General features: G+C 30.0%; 11 protein-coding genes and 1 pseudogene. 1 reads left to right on the top strand and 11 read right to left on the bottom strand.

The window, feature by feature from the left end; genetic code table 11:
• Nucleotides 1–337 precede the first annotated feature (337 nt).
• From FYJ26_RS07580 to FYJ26_RS07605, 6 genes are all read right to left on the bottom strand, one after another.
• A complete protein-coding gene (locus FYJ26_RS07580; protein ID WP_154541189.1) occupies nucleotides 338–1,564 on the bottom strand; it encodes a S1C family serine protease in 1,227 nt (408 codons plus the stop codon).
• A 496-nt stretch (nucleotides 1,565–2,060) separates the two neighbouring features.
• A complete protein-coding gene (locus tag FYJ26_RS07585; RefSeq protein WP_154541191.1) occupies nucleotides 2,061–2,903 on the bottom strand; it encodes a 3-hydroxybutyryl-CoA dehydrogenase in 843 nt (280 codons plus the stop codon).
• Nucleotides 2,904–3,014: 111 nt separating this feature from the next.
• A complete protein-coding gene (locus tag FYJ26_RS07590; protein WP_154541193.1) occupies nucleotides 3,015–4,352 on the bottom strand; it encodes an acetyl-CoA hydrolase/transferase C-terminal domain-containing protein in 1,338 nt (445 codons plus the stop codon).
• 108 nt (nucleotides 4,353–4,460) lie between these two features.
• Nucleotides 4,461–5,465: an electron transfer flavoprotein subunit alpha/FixB family protein gene (locus FYJ26_RS07595; RefSeq protein ID WP_154541195.1), complete on the bottom strand. Its 1,005-nt coding sequence runs from the start codon at nucleotides 5,463–5,465 to the stop codon at nucleotides 4,461–4,463.
• 12 nt (nucleotides 5,466–5,477) lie between these two features.
• Nucleotides 5,478–6,290: an electron transfer flavoprotein subunit beta/FixA family protein gene (locus tag FYJ26_RS07600; RefSeq protein ID WP_154541197.1), complete on the bottom strand. Its 813-nt coding sequence runs from the start codon at nucleotides 6,288–6,290 to the stop codon at nucleotides 5,478–5,480.
• 35 nt (nucleotides 6,291–6,325) lie between these two features.
• Nucleotides 6,326–7,462 (bottom strand): acyl-CoA dehydrogenase, encoded by a 1,137-nt coding sequence (locus FYJ26_RS07605; protein ID WP_154541199.1) that lies wholly within the window; start codon nucleotides 7,460–7,462, stop codon nucleotides 6,326–6,328.
• 520 nt (nucleotides 7,463–7,982) lie between these two features.
• Here FYJ26_RS07605 and FYJ26_RS07610 point away from each other — a divergent pair.
• Nucleotides 7,983–9,407, top strand: coding sequence for an FAD-binding oxidoreductase (locus FYJ26_RS07610; RefSeq protein WP_154541201.1), 1,425 nt, complete (start codon nucleotides 7,983–7,985; stop codon nucleotides 9,405–9,407).
• Nucleotides 9,408–9,906: 499 nt separating this feature from the next.
• Here the strand turns inward: FYJ26_RS07610 and FYJ26_RS07615 are convergent, their stop codons facing one another.
• From FYJ26_RS07615 to purH, 5 genes and pseudogenes are all read right to left on the bottom strand, one after another.
• A complete protein-coding gene (locus FYJ26_RS07615; RefSeq protein WP_154541203.1) occupies nucleotides 9,907–10,302 on the bottom strand; it encodes an ATP cone domain-containing protein in 396 nt (131 codons plus the stop codon).
• A gap of 91 nt (nucleotides 10,303–10,393) precedes the next feature.
• Nucleotides 10,394–12,196 carry a cytidylate kinase family protein gene (locus FYJ26_RS07620; protein WP_154541205.1) on the bottom strand — a complete coding sequence of 601 codons (1,803 nt, stop codon included), beginning with the start codon at nucleotides 12,194–12,196 and terminating at the stop codon, nucleotides 10,394–10,396.
• 378 nt (nucleotides 12,197–12,574) lie between these two features.
• Nucleotides 12,575–14,026: an IMP dehydrogenase gene (gene guaB, locus FYJ26_RS07625; RefSeq protein WP_154541207.1), complete on the bottom strand. Its 1,452-nt coding sequence runs from the start codon at nucleotides 14,024–14,026 to the stop codon at nucleotides 12,575–12,577.
• Between the two features lie 20 nt (nucleotides 14,027–14,046).
• A pseudogene (locus FYJ26_RS07630) lies at nucleotides 14,047–17,518 on the bottom strand (phosphoribosylformylglycinamidine synthase); the annotation flags it as partial.
• Nucleotides 17,519–17,539: 21 nt separating this feature from the next.
• Complete coding sequence (purH, locus tag FYJ26_RS07635; RefSeq protein WP_154541209.1) at nucleotides 17,540–19,045, bottom strand: bifunctional phosphoribosylaminoimidazolecarboxamide formyltransferase/IMP cyclohydrolase; 1,506 nt, start codon at nucleotides 19,043–19,045, stop codon at nucleotides 17,540–17,542.
• Between the last annotated feature and the right edge of the window lie 2 nt (nucleotides 19,046–19,047).

Consider the following 19,047-nt stretch of genomic DNA (forward strand, 5'->3'; position numbering starts at 1 on the left):
AGTTCGTATAAAATTAAGATAAGCTCCATTCCTATAGGAATGGACAGATATTGATACATAAAAAATTGTATCAACCCTTACCCATTGATCAGGATTTAGGTTGATACACAAAACTATTTACAGACCCATCAACCCTTACCCATTGATCAGGATTTAGGTTGATACACAAAACTATTTACAGACCCCAGGGTCTTGTTAGATATATTATTTTGAATAGCAAAAAGGCTATGAGTTTGAATGCTCATAGCCTTTTATTTTTCGACCTAAAGTTTCCTTATTAAGTTAATTAAGTTTTCATTCTAATCCCTAATTCAGACAGCCTTTCTAGGAGTCTTTATTAAGGTCTTAACCAATCTGGAAGTGTCTCTTGATTTTCTTCATTTTTCTCACTATTTTCTTTGTCTTTAGGCTTTATTTCCTTATATTCATCAAGACTTGATGAATCCAAGGTGAACTTGAAGTCAATTTTTTCTTCTTTTCCTTTTCTAATAACAGAAATATTCGCACTATCTCCAACCCTATAGTTAAGTAAAATTTTCTTAAGTGATGACATATCCTTAACTTTTTTATCATCTATAGCAGTTATAATATCACCCTTTTGGAAATAATCACTGGCGTTATCGGAAACTGATTGAATATATACACCTTCACTTCTCCCAACCTTTTTCTCATCAATATTGTTGGATTTAAGTAAAAGGTCAAGATTTATACCAGTTATACCAAGATATACTGAGTTAAATTTACCAGTTTTCGAAATCTCATCTATAACAGTTTTTGCAAGATTAACAGGAATAGCAAAACCTATACCATCAGAATTACCTGCCTTTGCTGTATTTATTCCTATAAGTTCACCCTTATTGTTTAAAAGTGCACCACCTGAATTTCCTGAATTAATAGCTGCATCGGTTTGCATCAATCCATCCATTTGGGCTCCATTTTGGAATGATACTGTTCTATTTAAACCTGATATTATGCCACTTGTAACTGTAGATTGGAGTTCAAGTCCTAGAGGATTTCCTATAGCAACTGACCTATCTCCTACCTTAACCTTATCACTATCTCCTAAGGCAATAGCCGGAAGATTATTCTCTTCAACTTTTATAACAGCAAGATCAAGTGTGGTGTCATTCCAAATAAGCTTAGCTGGAAGAGTCTTATTGTTTGATAATAATACATTTATCTCACCAGCGTCGCCATCATCTACAACATGAGAATTAGTTAAAATATAACCATCTTTAGTTACTATGGAACCTGAGCCTACTCCTTCAACATAACCTGTTTGAGGACCAAAAATAGTATTTTGTGTAGCCTTAGTCTTGGTTGTAATACCTACAACAGAATTTATAGATTTCTCGACTACTGCTCTTTCCATAGTCATATCATCACTAGGTGATATATTTACAACACTTTCTTTTTCATTGCTATTATTACTCTTTATGGTATTATTGGAATTTTTAATAGAGCTACCTAAGAGTGTAAAAACTAAAAATCCACCCAAAATAGCTCCTATAAGGCCTGATAAAAAATTAGAAAATCCACCAGAACCATTATATCTTTTTCTCATATTTCCTCCTTGTATTTAATTAAACTTTTATTATATTATGTTACAGAAAAATGTAAATAATATGTTATAATATAAATCCATATTTAAAATTATATATAAATAAATATAATCATATCAGTATTATATTAGTTTTATACCTATTTTCAAGTTCTACTTATTTTTTTAGTAACTAGATATTTTAAACAAGGCATCATATAATAAATAAAAAATTATAAACAAAAATAAGAAACTGAATTTAAATGATATTATCGAGTTTTTATTCTAAATATCTAAATGATTGTAAATATGTCTATGGCTTAATTTCATATATAATTTAGTGATATTAACATTCCAACATATTGATTAGGTTAAGATAATTTGCATATCTAGAATTCATTGAAAAATATTTATAATTTTATATTTTACAAATAAAAGCATCGACAAAACCAATAATTAGTAATTGTCGATGCTCTAAGTAACTGCCATAAGCAAGATTCTTATACTATTTTATCTTATCTTATTTTGAATAGTCGTAGAATCCTTTACCAGTTTTTCTACCTAAATCTCCAGCCCTTACCATTTGTCTTAATAATGGACTTGGACGATATTTGCTATCACCAAATTCATTAAATAATACTTCCATTATAGCAAGACATGTATCAAGTCCTATAAGATCGGCTAAAGCTAAAGGTCCCATTGGATGATTTGCTCCAAGTTGCATTCCCTTATCAATGTCTTCTACACTTGCAAGACCATCATATAAAACTCCAATTCCCTCATTAATCATTGGAATAAGAAGTCTGTTTACAACAAATCCTGGTCCTTCTTTAACTTCAATAGGTTGTTTACCTAGTTCTTCTGCTAATTTAAAGATTTTTTCATTTGTATCATCACTTGTATGGAGTCCTCTAATAACTTCAACAAGCTTCATCACTGGTACTGGATTAAAGAAGTGCATTCCAATGACATTTTCAGGTCTATTTGTAGATGCTGCTATATCTGTAATTGATAAAGATGATGTATTAGATGCAAGAATTGCTCCTTCTTTTACTACTTCATCTAATTCTTTAAAAATATCTTTTTTAAGACTTGGGTTTTCTGTAGCTGCTTCGATAACTACATCACATTCAGCTAAGTCTTTGATATCTGTTGTATAACTGATGTTTTTTAAAGCTTTTTCTTTTTCATCTTCGCTCATTCTTTCTTTAGAAACTTGTTTGCTATAGTCTTTTTCGATTCTAGCTTTTGCCTTTTCTAAGAATTCATCTTTGATATCTCTTACTACAACCTCATGGAATTTGGCACATACTTCAACAATGCCGCCTCCCATAATTCCTGAACCAATTACTCCGATTTTCATATTTGCTCCTTTTTTTAATTAAAGTTTCGATTTGTTTGTTAAATTAATAACTTATATTATTATTATAACATGACTTTATTATTTTGACAAGGTATATTGATTTTTTTTTAACTATTTGTTAGATTTTCTCCAAATCTTCATTTTTTCAGCTTCTTTTATAAGTTCATCTCTTACATCTGGGTGGGCAATTGATATCAATTTTTCAGTTCTTTCCCATAAAGATTGTCCTTTAAGATTAACTATACCATATTCTGTAGCAACATAATGTGTATTTGCTCTTGTCCCTGTAGGTTGTGTTCCCAATTTTAAGGTTGGTACTATGTTTGAATGTCTCTTACCTTCCTTATCTACTCTTGATGAAAGAAGTGTTACAAATGATTTACCTCCCTTAGAATTATATGCCCCAAGCATAAAATCTAAAGCTCCACCTGAGCCTGAGATATGTTTAGTTCCAGAACTTTCAGCTGAAACCATACCATTAAGATCAATTTCTAGAGCTGAATTTATTGACATAAAATTATCTAAAGCAGATATTTGTTTCATTCCATTACAGTAATCAACTGGGGCTGCCATTAATTCTTCATTATTGTCTATATAATCATATAATTCTTGGCTACCTGCAGCAAAGGCATAAACTTGCCTACCCCTATCGATGTTTTTCTTATTACCTGTTATAATTCCAGCTTTTGATAATTCAACAAAACTATCTACATACATTTCAGTATGTACTCCTAAATCTTTAAGATCAGACTTAGCTATTTCATTTCCTATAGCTGTTGGAAGACCTCCTATACCAATTTGAAGTGTTGCTCCATCCACTAATTCATCTACTACAAATTTTGCAACCTTTTTATCAAGTTCATTAGGTGTTGGTTGAGGTATTGTTTTCATAGCTGGGTTTGAGCCTTCTATTATATAATCAACATCTTTTATATTTATATAATTTTCAAAACCACCTAGTCCTCTTGGTACATTTTTATTTACTTCAACTATGACTACATCTGAGTTTTCTATAGCTGCATGTAAATGTGATGCTGAAATACCAAAGTTGAAATTTCCATGATCATCTATTGGTGTTGCTTGAGTTATAAAGACATTTGATTTTCTTATAGATGTTCTATAATAATTTGGAAGTTCTGAGTATTTTATTGGTGCATAAAAAGCACGTCCTGCATTTACTAATTTTCTTAAAATACCAAGTGAATGCCATGAATTATAAACAAAGTGTTCATTGTTTGGATCAGCATCAAATATTTTGAACTGTTCGAGTTCTACTCCTGCTCTGACAACGATATCATTTAGATTTGTAATTTCCTTTGCAAAGGCTTCATCAAAATCATGTGGTGTAATAACACCCCAAGAATAATCTACAACATCCCCATCCTTAACAAGCTTAGCAGCGTCTTCAGCACTAATTAGCTTTTCTTTATATTGTTTACTAAAATCCATCTTACTCCTCCTAATCTTAATAAAATTTAAGGATGAGATTGATCTCATCCTTAATCATTTGAGATACCCTTAAAGATATACCCATTATTGAAAAAAATATTTAATTATTTATTGAGCTTTTCTTTTATTAATTGCTTCTGTAAGTTTTGGAACTACTTCGAATAAATCCCCTACTATACCATAATCAGCTCTTGCAAAAATAGGAGCTTCTGGGTCTTTATTAATAGCAATTACAGTATCAGCAGCATTAATTCCAGCCAAGTGTTGGATAGCTCCAGATATACCTACAGCTATATATATTCTAGGTCCTACAGTTTTACCTGATTGTCCTACTTGGTGAGAGTGTGAAATCCAACCAGCATCTACTGCAGCACGGCTTGAGCCAACTGTACCACCTAATGCATCAGCTAAGTCTTTGATTATTGAGAAATTTTTAGGATCTCCTAATCCACGACCTCCAGAAACTATAAATTCAGCTCCTACTAAGTCTACTTCTTCTCCTTCTTCTCTAGGAATAAAATCAAGTATTTTAGTTCTTACTTCCCCATCAAATGTTATATCTTCATCTATAATATCAATTTCATCTTTTGCACCAACAGCCTCTTTTTTAAATACTCCTGGTCTTACTGTACCCATTTGTGGTCTATGTTCAGGACATAAAATCATAGCCATAAGGTTACCACCAAAGGCAGGTCTTGTCCATCTTACATCCTTTGTTTCTGTATCTATATCAAGTTCTGTACAGTCTGCTGTAAGACCTGTATGAAGTCTTGCTGCTATTCTTGGTCCTAAATCTCTTCCTAGGTTTGTAGCTCCAATTAAAATAATATTAGGATTATGTTTTTTAACTAATTTTTCAATTGCATCTGTGTAAACTTCTGTATTATAATCTTTATAAACTTCATTATCAATTGTGATAATTCCGTCTACACCATATTCTTTAACTTCTTCTTTTGCCTTATCAACACCAGAACCAATTATAACTGCATAAAGTTTTTCGCCTATAGCATCAGCCATTCTTCTTCCTGGATTCATAAGTTCAAGGCCTACATTTACAGCCTTTCCTTCTTGATTTGTTTCAACAATTACCCAAAGATTTTTGTTATCTGACATTTCTAAATCCTCCTAAATAAGTTTTGCATCTGCAAGAGCATTTACTAACTTATCTACAGAATCACTAGCATTTTCTTCATTGAAGATTTCTCCTGCTTTATTTTGTTCAGGTGTATAAGATTTCTTAACTCTTGTTGGTGAACCATTAAGACCTATTGCTGTTTCATCAATATTTTCTTTAAGATCTTCAAAAGTAATTTCTTCTATTGTAGCTTTTTTAGCCTTCATTTTGTTTTTGATTTTAGGATATCTAAGCTCTTCATCTCCGTATTTAGTAAATGTTACTAAAGCTGGCATTTTGACTTGAAGATTTCTTGCTCCACCTTCAACTTCTTGTAAAACTTTAATACCTTCGTCATTAACTTCTGCAGTATAGCCATAAGTTACTTGTGGAAGATCTAAATGTTCAGCAATTTCAGGTCCTACTTGAGCTGTATCACCATCTATGGCTTGGAGACCACAGAAGATTAAATCATAGTCACCTTCTCTTTTAGCTACTTCCTTTAAAGCTTCAGATATAATATAACTTGTAGCAAGTGTATCAGAGCCACCAAATTTTCTATCTGTAACTAAGTAAGCCTTATCAGCCCCAACAGCTAATGTATCTCTTAACATTGATTCTGCTTGATTAGGTCCCATAGATACAACAACTATCTTAACATTTTCAGGATCTTTATCCTTTATTCTCAATGCTTGTTCTAGTGCAAAAGCATCATAAGTATTTAGAATACTTGGCACACCCTTTCTAATTAATGTGTTAGTTTCAGGATTAATTTTTATCTCATTAGTATCTGGAACTTGTTTAGCACATACAAAAATATTCATTTCATTCCCCCTAATTTAAAATTCAGTGTAATCTATTATCTTAAAAGTGCTCCTGATACTACCATCAGCATAACTTCTGAAGTACCTTCATAGATTTCTGTAATTTTGGCATCTCTCATCATTCTTTCAACATCATATTCCTTGATATATCCATATCCACCAAGAATTTGAACTGCTCTATTAGCTACAAATGATGCTGTTCTAGATGCTTTAAGTTTTGCTGCAGCAGCTGCTACTGTATAGCTTTCTCCAGCATCTTTTAACTTAGCTGCATTATAAACTAAGTTTCTTGCTGCTTCTATTTCAATAGCCATTTCAGCTAATTTAAATTGTGTATTTTGGAATTTTGCTAAAGGACGTCCAAATTGTTCTCTTTCTTTAGAATATTGAACAGCTTTTTCTAAAGCACCTTCTGCTATTCCTAAAGCTTGAGCTGCTATACCAATTCTTCCACCATCAAGAGTAGCCATAGCTATCTTAAATCCTTTACCAAGCTCTCCTAGTAAATTTTCTTTTGGTATTCTGCAATCTTGAAAGATTAATTCCCTTGTAGATGAACCATTGATTCCCATTTTGTTTTCTAAAGTACCAAAGTCAAATCCCTTTGTTCCTTTTTCAACTATGAACGCAGAAATTCCTCTAGTTCCTTGTTCCTTATCTGTCATAGCAAATATTACATAAACATCGGCATATCCACCATTTGTTATAAATATTTTTGTTCCATTTAATACATATTCATCACCATCAAGCTTTGCAACTGTTTGTTGTCCTGATGCATCAGTACCTGCATTAGGTTCTGTAAGACCAAATGCACCTAATTTTTCTCCACTTGCAAGTGGTGCAAGATATTTTTTCTTTTGTTCATCATTTGCAAATTTATTAATGCAATCTGCACATAATGATGTGTGAGCAGAAAGGATTACACCTGTTGAAGCACAATATTTTGAAATTTCTTCAACTGCTAATATATATGTAAGTGTATCTGCACCTTGTCCACCATATTCTTCATCGAATGGTATACCAAAGAAACCTAATTCTTGCATTTTTTTAATGGTTTCTTCTGGAAACATATGTTCTTCGTCAACTTTTTGTGCTAATGGTTTTACTTCTGCTTCAGCGAAGCTATGAAACATCTCTCTCATTTCTTCATATTCTTCTGATAATTTATACATGTTTTCTCCTAAATAATTTTCCTTATTTTGCGTTCAGTATCAAGAAAGCAATCTCTAGAAACATTTTAATACTCATGTTATTATATTAACAATCGTAACCAAGCTTGTCAAGTCTAAAAGCTAAAATTTTATCAAGTTTTTTAGAAATGACTTGAATTTACTGTATTTTTTTTAACTAACATTACGTCATAGATAGCTAAATCCAAAACCCAATTCATTATTATGATATCATAAATACCTTATCAGTCAAATTATTATCAAATATATAAAAATCAATCTGAAAATGTTTTATATATTATTTTATTATTTGCTATTATTTTATTAGATTACTTTAGAGTTTTCTAAAAATTTTACCTTTTATAATTAAGAAAAATAACATTGTTTATCTATATTTGCCCATGTAATATATTTCTTTATTTTCCTAACATTTAGTACAATTATGTAAAAACTTTAATTTTATTTTATCAAGTGTTATAATCAGTATACAAAATTTACATATCTATATTAGGTAGGAGGATTTATGGATTATAACAAAATCAATGACAATATTATTGAAAAAATTAAAAGTGCAGTCAAAGGAGCAGTTTATGTTGGAGATGAAGTTAACGAAGACTTCTTTCATGATGAGATGCCAATATATGGAGAAGGTATTCCCGAGTGTCTAGTTGATGCTACTTGCAAAGAGGATGTAGCAAATATTATGAAAATCTGTAATGAAGAAAAAATACCTGTCATTGCAAGAGGTGCTGGAACTGGTCTTACAGGAGCAGGCGTGGCAATTAAAAATGGCATCATGATTAATATGCAATCTATGAATAAAATTCTAGAATTTGATGAAGAAAATATGATTGTAAGGGTAGAACCAGGCGTTTTACTTAATGATTTAGCTAAAGCTTGTCTTGATAAGGGCTATCTTTATCCACCAGATCCAGGTGAAAAATTTGCTACCTTAGGTGGGAATGTTTCTTTGAATGCTGGAGGAATGCGTGCAGTAAAATATGGTACAACCAGAGATTATGTAAGAAAAATGGAAGTTGTTCTTCCAACAGGAGAAATTACAGAATTTGGATCTATTGTTTCAAAATCATCTACCGGATATTCTTTGAAAGATTTAATGGTAGGAAGCGAAGGTACACTTGCCATAATTACAGAATTAACCTTAAAAATTGTACCAAATCCAAAATATATTGTTAGCTTAATTGTGCCTTTTGAAAGCTTAAACAATTGTATCTCTACCGTTCCAAAGCTATTCCAAAACAACCTAAATCCACAAGCTATTGAATTTATGGAAAGAGATATAATTATAGCTAGCGAAAAATACATAGGAAAGGAAACTTTTCCTAAAAAACTTGATAGTATTGATGTTGGAGCCTATCTTCTTATAAGCTTTGATGGTGATGATGAAGATTTAATCGATAATACTCTAGAGCAAGCCGCAGAAATTCTAATCAAAAATGGAGCGATAGATGTCTTAGTCGCAGATACTCCAAACTCTATAAAAGATGCATGGGCTGCAAGGAATTCTTTTTTGGAAGCTATTGAAAGCCAATACAAACTATTAGATGAGTGTGATGTTGTAGTTCCTGTTACAAAAATTGCTGATTATATTAACTTTGTCAATAAGGAGAGCAAATCTTATATCTTTGATGTTAAGTCATTTGGTCATGCTGGTGATGGGAACCTTCATATATATACTCTTTCAAATGAAGTTGATAAGATTAAGCAATTTAAAGAAGAAGTTGACAAATTCATGTCTATAATATATGAAAAAGCCTATGAAATGGGTGGTAAAATTTCTGGAGAACATGGTATAGGTTTTGGAAAGAAAAAATATCTTAAAAATTTTGAAGGTGACGTTAATATTAGACTTATGAGAGCTATAAAAAAAGCTTTTGATCCAAATATGATTCTAAATCCTGATAAAGTAATAGCTATATCAGAATGATTACCGATAGATAATTAAGAGAGTTCGCATTTTTACACATATAACTTTCTAAGATATATATAAGTATAAATATATTATAAGGGCTGTTGCAAAATGAATTAATCATTACAAACCCCTCCACGACAATTTGACCTCCATAGGCTGTCAGGCTATTGTCAATTATCTATGGGTAACTTGTAATGGTGGAACATAGAAATTCATAATTTTGCAACATCCCCTTATACATAATATTGCAATCTACAGATAAATTATAATATTAAATATTATACTAAATAATTTATAAAACATTTAAACTTATTTTGATATTAAGTAAATTCACATATTATTTAAATTAATTTCTAATTTTATAATATTTAATTGATTCTTTGTATAGTTTTATTAGATTTTACAATAAGACTCCTATTAAATTACTTTCATCTTTAATTAACTTAATTATAGAATTTATATACAAAAAATTTTTATACTTTATGATAGTAAACTTTAGATTATTAAAAATCTCCTAATTTAGTTTCTTCATATAATTTCTATATGACTCATATACCTTAGTATAGCCATCTTTTTTTAGGATATCTTCTACATAAGCTCTAATGGTTTTAGTTGATATAATTTTTTTCCATTCTTTTTTCACTATCTTTTCTATATCACCTTTTATAATTTCCAAATCAGAACTATTAAGTGGTGACTCTACTTCTTTTGCTGCGTTTTCAACAGATAAAGCTATCTTATCAATGCTAAAGGGTTCAATCTTTGTGCTCTTCTTTTTTACATATAATTCATCATCTATAAAATTTTCTATAACTTCTAATTTGGCCTTATCGAGTTGACTTGACATTTCTTCAATTGATAAGTTTTTTTTATCATAGTAGCTTAAAATTAATTTTGTTATATCTAACATAACTTTCCCCCTTATTTACTTTTTATATATTTACCCTAATTCTAAAAAATGAATGAGTTAAAATAAATAAATTCTAATACAAATTTAATTTCTATCGTTTTTTAGACATATAAATATCTTTAATAATACTTATACAATTATTAATTCCTATAGAAGAACTATCTAAGCAAATATTATAATTATTTGCATCTCCAAATCTTTTTTTAGTATAGTAATTATAAAATGTACTTCTCATTTCATCGACTTTTTCCATCTCTTCTTTAATATTACCCTTAATCTTATATTGGACTTTTACCCTTTCAACCCTACTTGGAAAATCTGCAAATATAAAAACTTTTATTAAGTTGTCCTTATTTTTAAGTATATCATCAGCGTTTCTTCCTAGGAAAATACAATCCTCTTTATTTGCTAAATCTATTATTTCTTTTTCAACATATTGATATTCTTGTTGTTGTATAGCTGACTGTATAGTACTGAGAGAAAGGCTATCTTGAAATAATTGCAAACTTTTACTAGGCTCATTATTTGATTCTATATGTTTTTTATATAGATAGTCTTTATCATAATAAGGTATATTTAATTCTTTTGAAAGCTTTTGTGCAATTTCTAAACCTCCACTTCCATATTTACTACTAATTGTAATAACTACAGAATTATCTTTACTACTAGTTAATGATTTATTATTTAATTCATTTGCCCATTCAAAACCCTTTTTTGCCATTAAAACTGCAATGATTTCATTAATTACTGCTGCAGCTGCTATAGTACCTTGTAGAATCTTTGCACTTTCTGGTGCTGGATTCTTTAAAGCATTAACTGCTATACCAGTAAATACTAAAGAAACTCCTGAATGTGGTAATAAGGTAAAACCCAAATATTTTTTAACCGTATTAGGTAATTTTGTTATGCTCGCTCCAAAATATGCTCCAAAATATTTTCCAATGGCACGTGCAAGAATATAAATTACAGTATACAATCCAGCTCCCGTAATCAAGGCATAATCAAGTGGCATCCCTAAATTAAGAATGACAAATATAAGAGCTATTCCTAATATTGGATTAAAATATGAGATCATATGATCTAACCTATCTTCTTGAACCATATTTGAAAATGTGGCAGAAAACGCCATACCAATTATCATAAAGTTGAGCATAGGTCTTGGCATAATAAAATAATTAAAGAAAAGGCCAATTATTGAAGTTAAAATAATTGATAATATCATTACTATAAGTGTATTTTTTCTATTTGTTTTTTTCTTTAATAGAGGACTAAATAATAATCCACACCCTATCCCTATTATTACAGGAAGTAAAACAGTCAAAACTATAATATATGATGGTAATCCAGTTTGTGAAAAATTGCTCATTACAAACGCCATAACTGAAAAGAAAACAACCACACCTACCATATCATCAAGAACCGCCATTGGAATCAATGTCCTAGTTACTGGTTCATTTGTTTCATATTCACGAACAACAGACAAGGCTGGTGCTGGTGCTGTTGCTAAGGCAATTCCACCAAAAATTATACTCAGATATATAGGAATATTAGTCATATAAAATATAATTGCAAACATTAAAGATACAAATAAAAAAGTTCCCAAAGACTGTGTTAATGTTGTAATAATAATTGATATTCCATACTTTTTTATTCTCTTGAATACCAGTTCTGTCCCAATCATTAAACCAGCTGTACATTCCAAAATATTTATAAAGACCTTATACCAAGTTTGCTCTAATATTGATTCATTCATTAGAGACAAGGCATGTGGTCCTAAAATCATACCTGCAATAAGCCAACCCAATATTGCTGGCATCTTTATTTTTGTAATAATTTTTCCAAATAAATAAGCCAATATAAAAGTAATTAATAATTGCAAAATTGAAATAACCATAAAAACCTCCTAGTACTTACTATCTATATAAAATTATCTTTATTACTTACATCATATTTTTCTAAAATTAATCAATATTTTTCTCTTTAAATAGATTATAAAAAACATAATTAAAATATATTTATAAATGATTAAACAATATATATCACCCTCTATCTTTACTTCTTATCTTATTTACTTTTGATAGTAATATCTTTTGATTTCCATATCTCTTTCTTTAAAGTTTAAAAAGTAAATTATACTATCGAAAAAGTTTCTTTTTTATTATCTATTAATTAATACATGTTAACAATTTTTCATTTTTAGGTCAATATCAAAACAAAAAAGATATCATCATTTTTTGCTATGATGATATCTTTTTTCTTAATTTTTAATTTCTTATTTTTTTGTATAATTCGGTGATTCTCTTGTAATTTGGATATCATGAGGATGATTTTCTACAAGAGTTGCAGGAGAAATCTTAATAAATTTAGATTTTTCTTCTAATTCATTTAAATTAGAAGCCCCAACATACCCCATACCAGAACGAAGTCCTCCAAGTAATTGATAGATTACATCTCCTACAAATCCCTTTAGAGCAACCCTTCCCTCTACTCCTTCTGGAACAAATTTTTTGGTATCATTTTGAAAATATCTATCACTTGAGCCTGATTTCATAGCAGAAAGTGAACCCATGCCTCTATATTCTTTGTATTGTTTACCTTCAAACATTATTGTCTCACCCGGAGATTCTTCTGTTCCTGCAAATAATGAACCTGCCATTATTACACTAGCTCCACAAGCTAAAGCCTTTGTAATATCTCCAGAATATTTGATACCACCATCGGCAATTATTGGTGTATTTGATTCTTTAGCTGCTTTTACACATTCAATTATTGCAGTAATCTGTGGCACACCAACACCTGTTACAACTCTAGTTGTACAAATTGAACCTGGTCCTATACCTACCTTAACTGCATCTACTCCTGCTTTTATTAAATCTCTTGTAGCATCTCCTGTAGCTACATTACCAGCTATAACTTGAAGATCTGGATAAGATAATTTAATCTTTTTTATAGCTTCAAGAACTCCTTTTGAATGACCATGAGCTGTATCAACAGTAACAACATCAACATTTGCCTCTGTCAAAGCTCTAATCCTATCCATCATATCACGAGTTATTCCAACTGCAGCGCCAACTAAAAGCCTGTCTTTGTCATCTCTTGCAGAGTTTGGATATTGCCTAGATTTTTCTATATCTTTTATAGTTATAAGTCCTTTTAATTTATAATTATCATCAACGATAGGAAGTTTTTCTACCTTACCAGATTCCATTTTTTTGACAGCTTCTTCCATACTAATTCCTTCATAACCTACAATTAATTTATCTTTGGTCATTATGTCTCCGATTACAACATTTACGTCATTTTGGAATCTTACGTCTCTATTTGTCAAAATACCCTTAAGGGTCATTTCATCATCAACTATAGGCACACCTGATATTTTATAGTTTGACATTATTTCAAGAGCATCTTTTAACAAGTTCTCAGCTTTTAGATAGAAAGGATCAGTGATTACACCATGCTCACTTCTTTTAACTCTGTCAACTTCTTTGGCTTGTTCTTCTATTGACATATTTTTATGAATTATTCCAATACCACCTTGTCTTGCCATTGCTATAGCCATTTTTGACTCTGTAACTGTATCCATTGAGGCTGACATCAATGGTATATTAAGCTTAATCTTTTTAGTTAAATTTGTTTTAAGATCTACCTCATTTGGTAGGACTTCAGATGGTCCTGGAACTAGTAGCAAATCATCAAATGTTAAACCTTCTCCAATTATTCTCATGTATCCTCCATATTTCTAACTTATTTCTTAAAATATTCTACTGCATTTTAAATAATTCTTGATTATTTTTTTCATAAATATTCTTGTAAAGATCATCATCTAATCTTTCTAAATGACCCATTCTTCCTAATATTTTGCCATCTTTTGATAAGATTCCTTCTATATTATAATCTGAACCATTTGGGTTTATATCATATACTGAAAATATTTGACCATTTTTTAACAGTTCTTTATATTTTTCTTCATTTATTATAAACCTACCTTCTCCATGAGATATAGGTATTTTATATATTTTATCTAATTTTAAGCCTCTTGTCCATTGACTTTGATTATTTATAACTCTTGTATCAACAAATCTTGAAATATGCCTGTTATTAGTGTTGTAGGTTAAAGATGGATCATCTTCTGTAATTTCTTTTATCTTACCATATGGTAAAAGTCCAGTTTTACAAGAGCTTGGAATCCATTGCAAATACCTATTATAAGAGCATCATTCTCATCTAGTAAATAATTAATAGCATCTTTAATTTTTTTATTTCTAATAATATTGGCTAAAAATTTTGCAGATCCATCTTGCTAATCAGCCATAGAAACCCCCAGGAATAGCAAAAATTTGTGAATTTCTAATTGAATCTGCAAGTTTATCTATAGAATTATCTATATCTTTTCTATCCTTATTTCTAAATAAGTTTATAGAAACTTCTGCTCCATTTTCACTAAATACATCCATTGTATCCCATTCACAGTTGGTACCTGTTACAGCAAGTATTGATACTTTAACCTTATCCACTGTTTTCTTTGATTTTAGATTTAAATTCATCTTGTTTTGTTTTATATCAATTGGATCAATCTCTTCTTTTGCTGCAAATATTTCATCTAAAGAATGTAACTAATCATTTTTAAGTTTTTTATCATTTAATTTTTCACCATTTACTATTAAGTCTTTAGAAAATTCTCCAATATTTTCAACAAAATCCAAATCTTCAAGATATTCCACAACAAATAAACCAAACATAGCTTTATAAAGATTATCATATTCTAAACTGAAGTTTGAATTTCCTAAAGCTTGTTCATATATGTTTGCCAAAAGATCCTTATTATCCAAACTTATTGTAGTAATAATAGAGCCTTCTCTCATTACTTTTATAAGCTTTTCTAATATTTTCTTATATTTATTTAAATCAAGGCTTCCATCTTCTTTGTATGGGCTTTTATTATACCTAGCTTTCCCTTAGCCTTAAGGTCATTTGATTTTATATTTTCTATATCTTCATGTGTTACTGCAAATGATATAAGGGTTGGTGGTACTTTTAATTCTTCAAAACTTCCACTCATAGAATCTTTTCCACCAATTGGTGGTATTTTAAAGAAGTTTGTTACTTCAAAAGCACCTAGTAAAGACTTAAGTGGCTTTGCCCAAGCTTTTTCATTATCCATCTTTTCATAATATTCTTGAAATGATAGTCTTATCTTATTAAGATCACTACCTACTGATACAAGCTTTGCAATTGATTCTATTACTGCATAATAACCACCAAGATATTGACTTTTTTCTGAAAGATAGGGGTTAAATCCATAACTCATTATAGATACGGTTTTTGATTTTCCATCCTTTACTGGAATTTTTGAAACCATTGCTTGAGATGGATTTAATTGTTTTTTTCCACCTAAAGGTTTCAATACTGCATTCTTTCCTATAGTAGAATCAAAGATTTCTATTAAATTTCTTTGACTTGTTATATTTAAGTCAGATACTTTTTCATAAAACTTTTTAGGATCATCTTTTTTATTATTTTTTTAGGAATATATTCACTTACAACAAGGACTTTTGCCTTTCTATCTGCACCATTAGTATTTATGAAATCATAAGATATATCTGCAATCTTTAAATCTTTATAGAACATTCTCATCCTATTTGTGTAAGTTACTTTGCCAACTAAAGAGCTTTCTACATTCTCTTCAAGACAATATTGTTCAAATTCTTTAATGTATTTTTTATCTATTACTACAGCCATTCTTTCTTGAGATTCACTTATAGCTATCTCAGAAGGCTTCAATCCTTCATATTTTAATTTAACTCTAGAAAGATCAATATCCATTCCATTGAAGATCTCTCCAATAGCAACAGATACTCCACCCACACCAAAGTCATTACATTTTTTTATAAGCCTTGAAACTTCACTTCTTCTAAATAGCCTTTGAAGTTTTCTCTCTTCTGGAGCATTTCCCTTTTGCACTTGGGCAGATTCTGTTTTTATTGATGAAACTTTATGAGATTTTGATGAACCTGTTGCTCCACCTATACCATCTCTTCCAGTTCTTCCACCAATCAATAAAACAACATCTCCTGGTTTTGCTCCCATTCTTTTTGCCTTATAACCTTCATGAAATATTTCCTTTACAAAGCCAGTAGCAAGACCTATTTGGTTACCATATGATGAATAACCTTTTGTAGCAAGTTTTGTTATTTTTCTTTATGGAAGTTTTCCTTCAATTGTATCATCAACTTTTTCAAGTATATTCCCAGCTCCTGTTATTCTCATAGCTTGATAAACATAGCTTCCTCCAGAAAGTGGATCTCTTATAGCTCCACCAAGGCAGGTTGAGATTCCACCGAAAGGCTCTATCTCTGTTGGATGGTTGTGAGTTTCATTTTTAAACATTAAAAGATAATCTTCAAGTTCCTCTTTGCCATCTTTTTCTACTCTCACCTTTACATAAACCGAGCAAGCATTAATTTCACTTGATATTTCCAGATCATCAAATTCATTCCTACTTTTCATATATTTAGAAAGAATTATACCAAAGCTCATTAAAATTATTGGATTTTTGATATTGAGCTCTTTTCTCATTTCCATATATTTATCAAAAGATTTTTTTATTGCCTTATCAAGAAGACTTTTTGTTTCAAATTCTATATCAAGACTTGTATTAAAAGTAGTATGTCTACAATGATCTGACCAATAAGTATCTAGGATTTTAATTTCTGTTTCATTAGGGTCCCTATTTTCTTTTTTAAAGTAATCCATAACCATTTTCAAATCAGCAAAGTCCATGGCAAGAGATTTATTTTCCAAAAACCTAGAAATTTCTTCATCGCTATAATTTATAAAACCATCAGATATATCACTAAATTCATATATTGTAGCTGTCTTGCAATCTATATGTTCATCAAGGACTAAATTCAAAGTATCTATTACTCCTTGTCTTCTTTGGTCAAATTGTCCTGGTAGGTATTCAACTCCAAAAGCTTTTTCAAAAGAATCTTCGAGTTTAATAGCCTCATCTTTTGTAAAAAACATAATCTAGGCTTCTTTCAGATAGGACATTATTTATAGCCTTATCCAGCTTATCATCTGAAATTTTAATATCATATCTATTGTAAATATTAAGCTTTTCCAACTTGATTTTTTATAGATTTTCTATTTCATTTTTTACTTCCTTTGACTTAGAATCAAACCTATCTTTTTTTCTTACATAAACTCTTTTAACTTATTTTTCCATTTTTAACCCTTAATGTCTAAAATGTCTATTGTTAGTAAATACCATAGATATTCCATATTCATTACACTTATCAATTGAATCTTTATCTCTTATAGAACCACCCGGTTGGATAATTGACTTCACCCCAATTTTGTGAGCATATTCAACACAATCATCAAATGGGAAAAAAGCATCAGATGACATAATTGAATCAGTAAAATCTACATCTGGATGGTTGTTTTTAATGGATTCTAGTGCCCAAATTCTAGAAGTTTGTCCACAACCTACTCCTAAAGTTTTCCCATCCTTAACTATAACTATAGCATTTGATTTGACATATTTCACTACAGTCATAGCAAATTTCAAATCACTTATACAGGACTTTTCTGGAGATTTTTTTGTAACTACTTCAAAATCATCTTCCTTTTTATCCTTATCTTGGACTAGAACTTTTCCATCTAAGTATTTTACATCTTCTGTTGTAGTATCCTTGCTTAAATCAACTTTTATAAGACGAACATTTTTCTTTCTTTCTAGTACTTCCAAAGCCTCTTTGGTAAAGTCATTAGCTGCAATTATTTCAAGGAATATCTCACTCATCTTTGATGCAGTTTTCTCATCAATTATTCCATTTATTACAACAATTCCTCCAAATATAGATAAAGAATCTGCTTCATACGCCTTTTTATACGCATCATATACATCCTCTCCTATTGCTACTCCACATGGAGATTGATGCTTTAGTGCTACACAAGAATTTTCTCCTAACTCTTTAGAAAGTTCTAGGGCAACATTTAAATCATTATAATTATTAAAGCTCATTGACTTACCATGTAAAATTTCTATATCTTTTAAAAGACCTTTAGCATAGGTATCCTCATAAAGAGCTGCTTTTTGGCTTGGATTTTCACCATATCTTAAATCTTCAATTTTTCTTAAACCATATGTCTTATATTGACAATCTTTTTTACTTAAGTCTTTAAAATATCTTGAAATCACAGAATCATAATATGCTGTTAAGGAATAAGCCTTCATAGCTAAATATCTTTTATACTCTATATCAAAATTTTGAGTATTTAATCTTTGTAAAAATTCCTCATAATCATTAGGATCTGTAAGAATTATTACATCTTTATGATTTTTGGCAGCTGACCTTATTAAAGTGGGTCCGCCTATATCAATATTTTCTATAATATTGTCTGAGTCATTAGTTTTAAGTGCTTCTTCAAATTTGTATAGGTTAACAACAACTATATCTATATCCTTTATATTGTTCTTTTTCACAGTATTTTTATGGTTTTGATCATTTCTTTTATAAAGAATTCCACCATGAACATAAGGTGATAAAGTCTTAACCCTGCCATCTAAAATTTCTGGAAAGTTGGTTATCTCTTCAATTTCAATTGCATCAATGCCACATTCTCTAATTTTTTTGTATGTACCACCTGTAGATACAATTTCCACACCAAAGTCGCTTAGGCCTTTGGCAAGCATTCCAATATTTTTTTTATCTGTTACAGATATTAAAGCTCTCATTA

Source organism: Anaerococcus porci (assembly GCF_009696575.1).
Lineage (GTDB): Bacteria > Bacillota > Clostridia > Tissierellales > Peptoniphilaceae > Anaerococcus > Anaerococcus porci.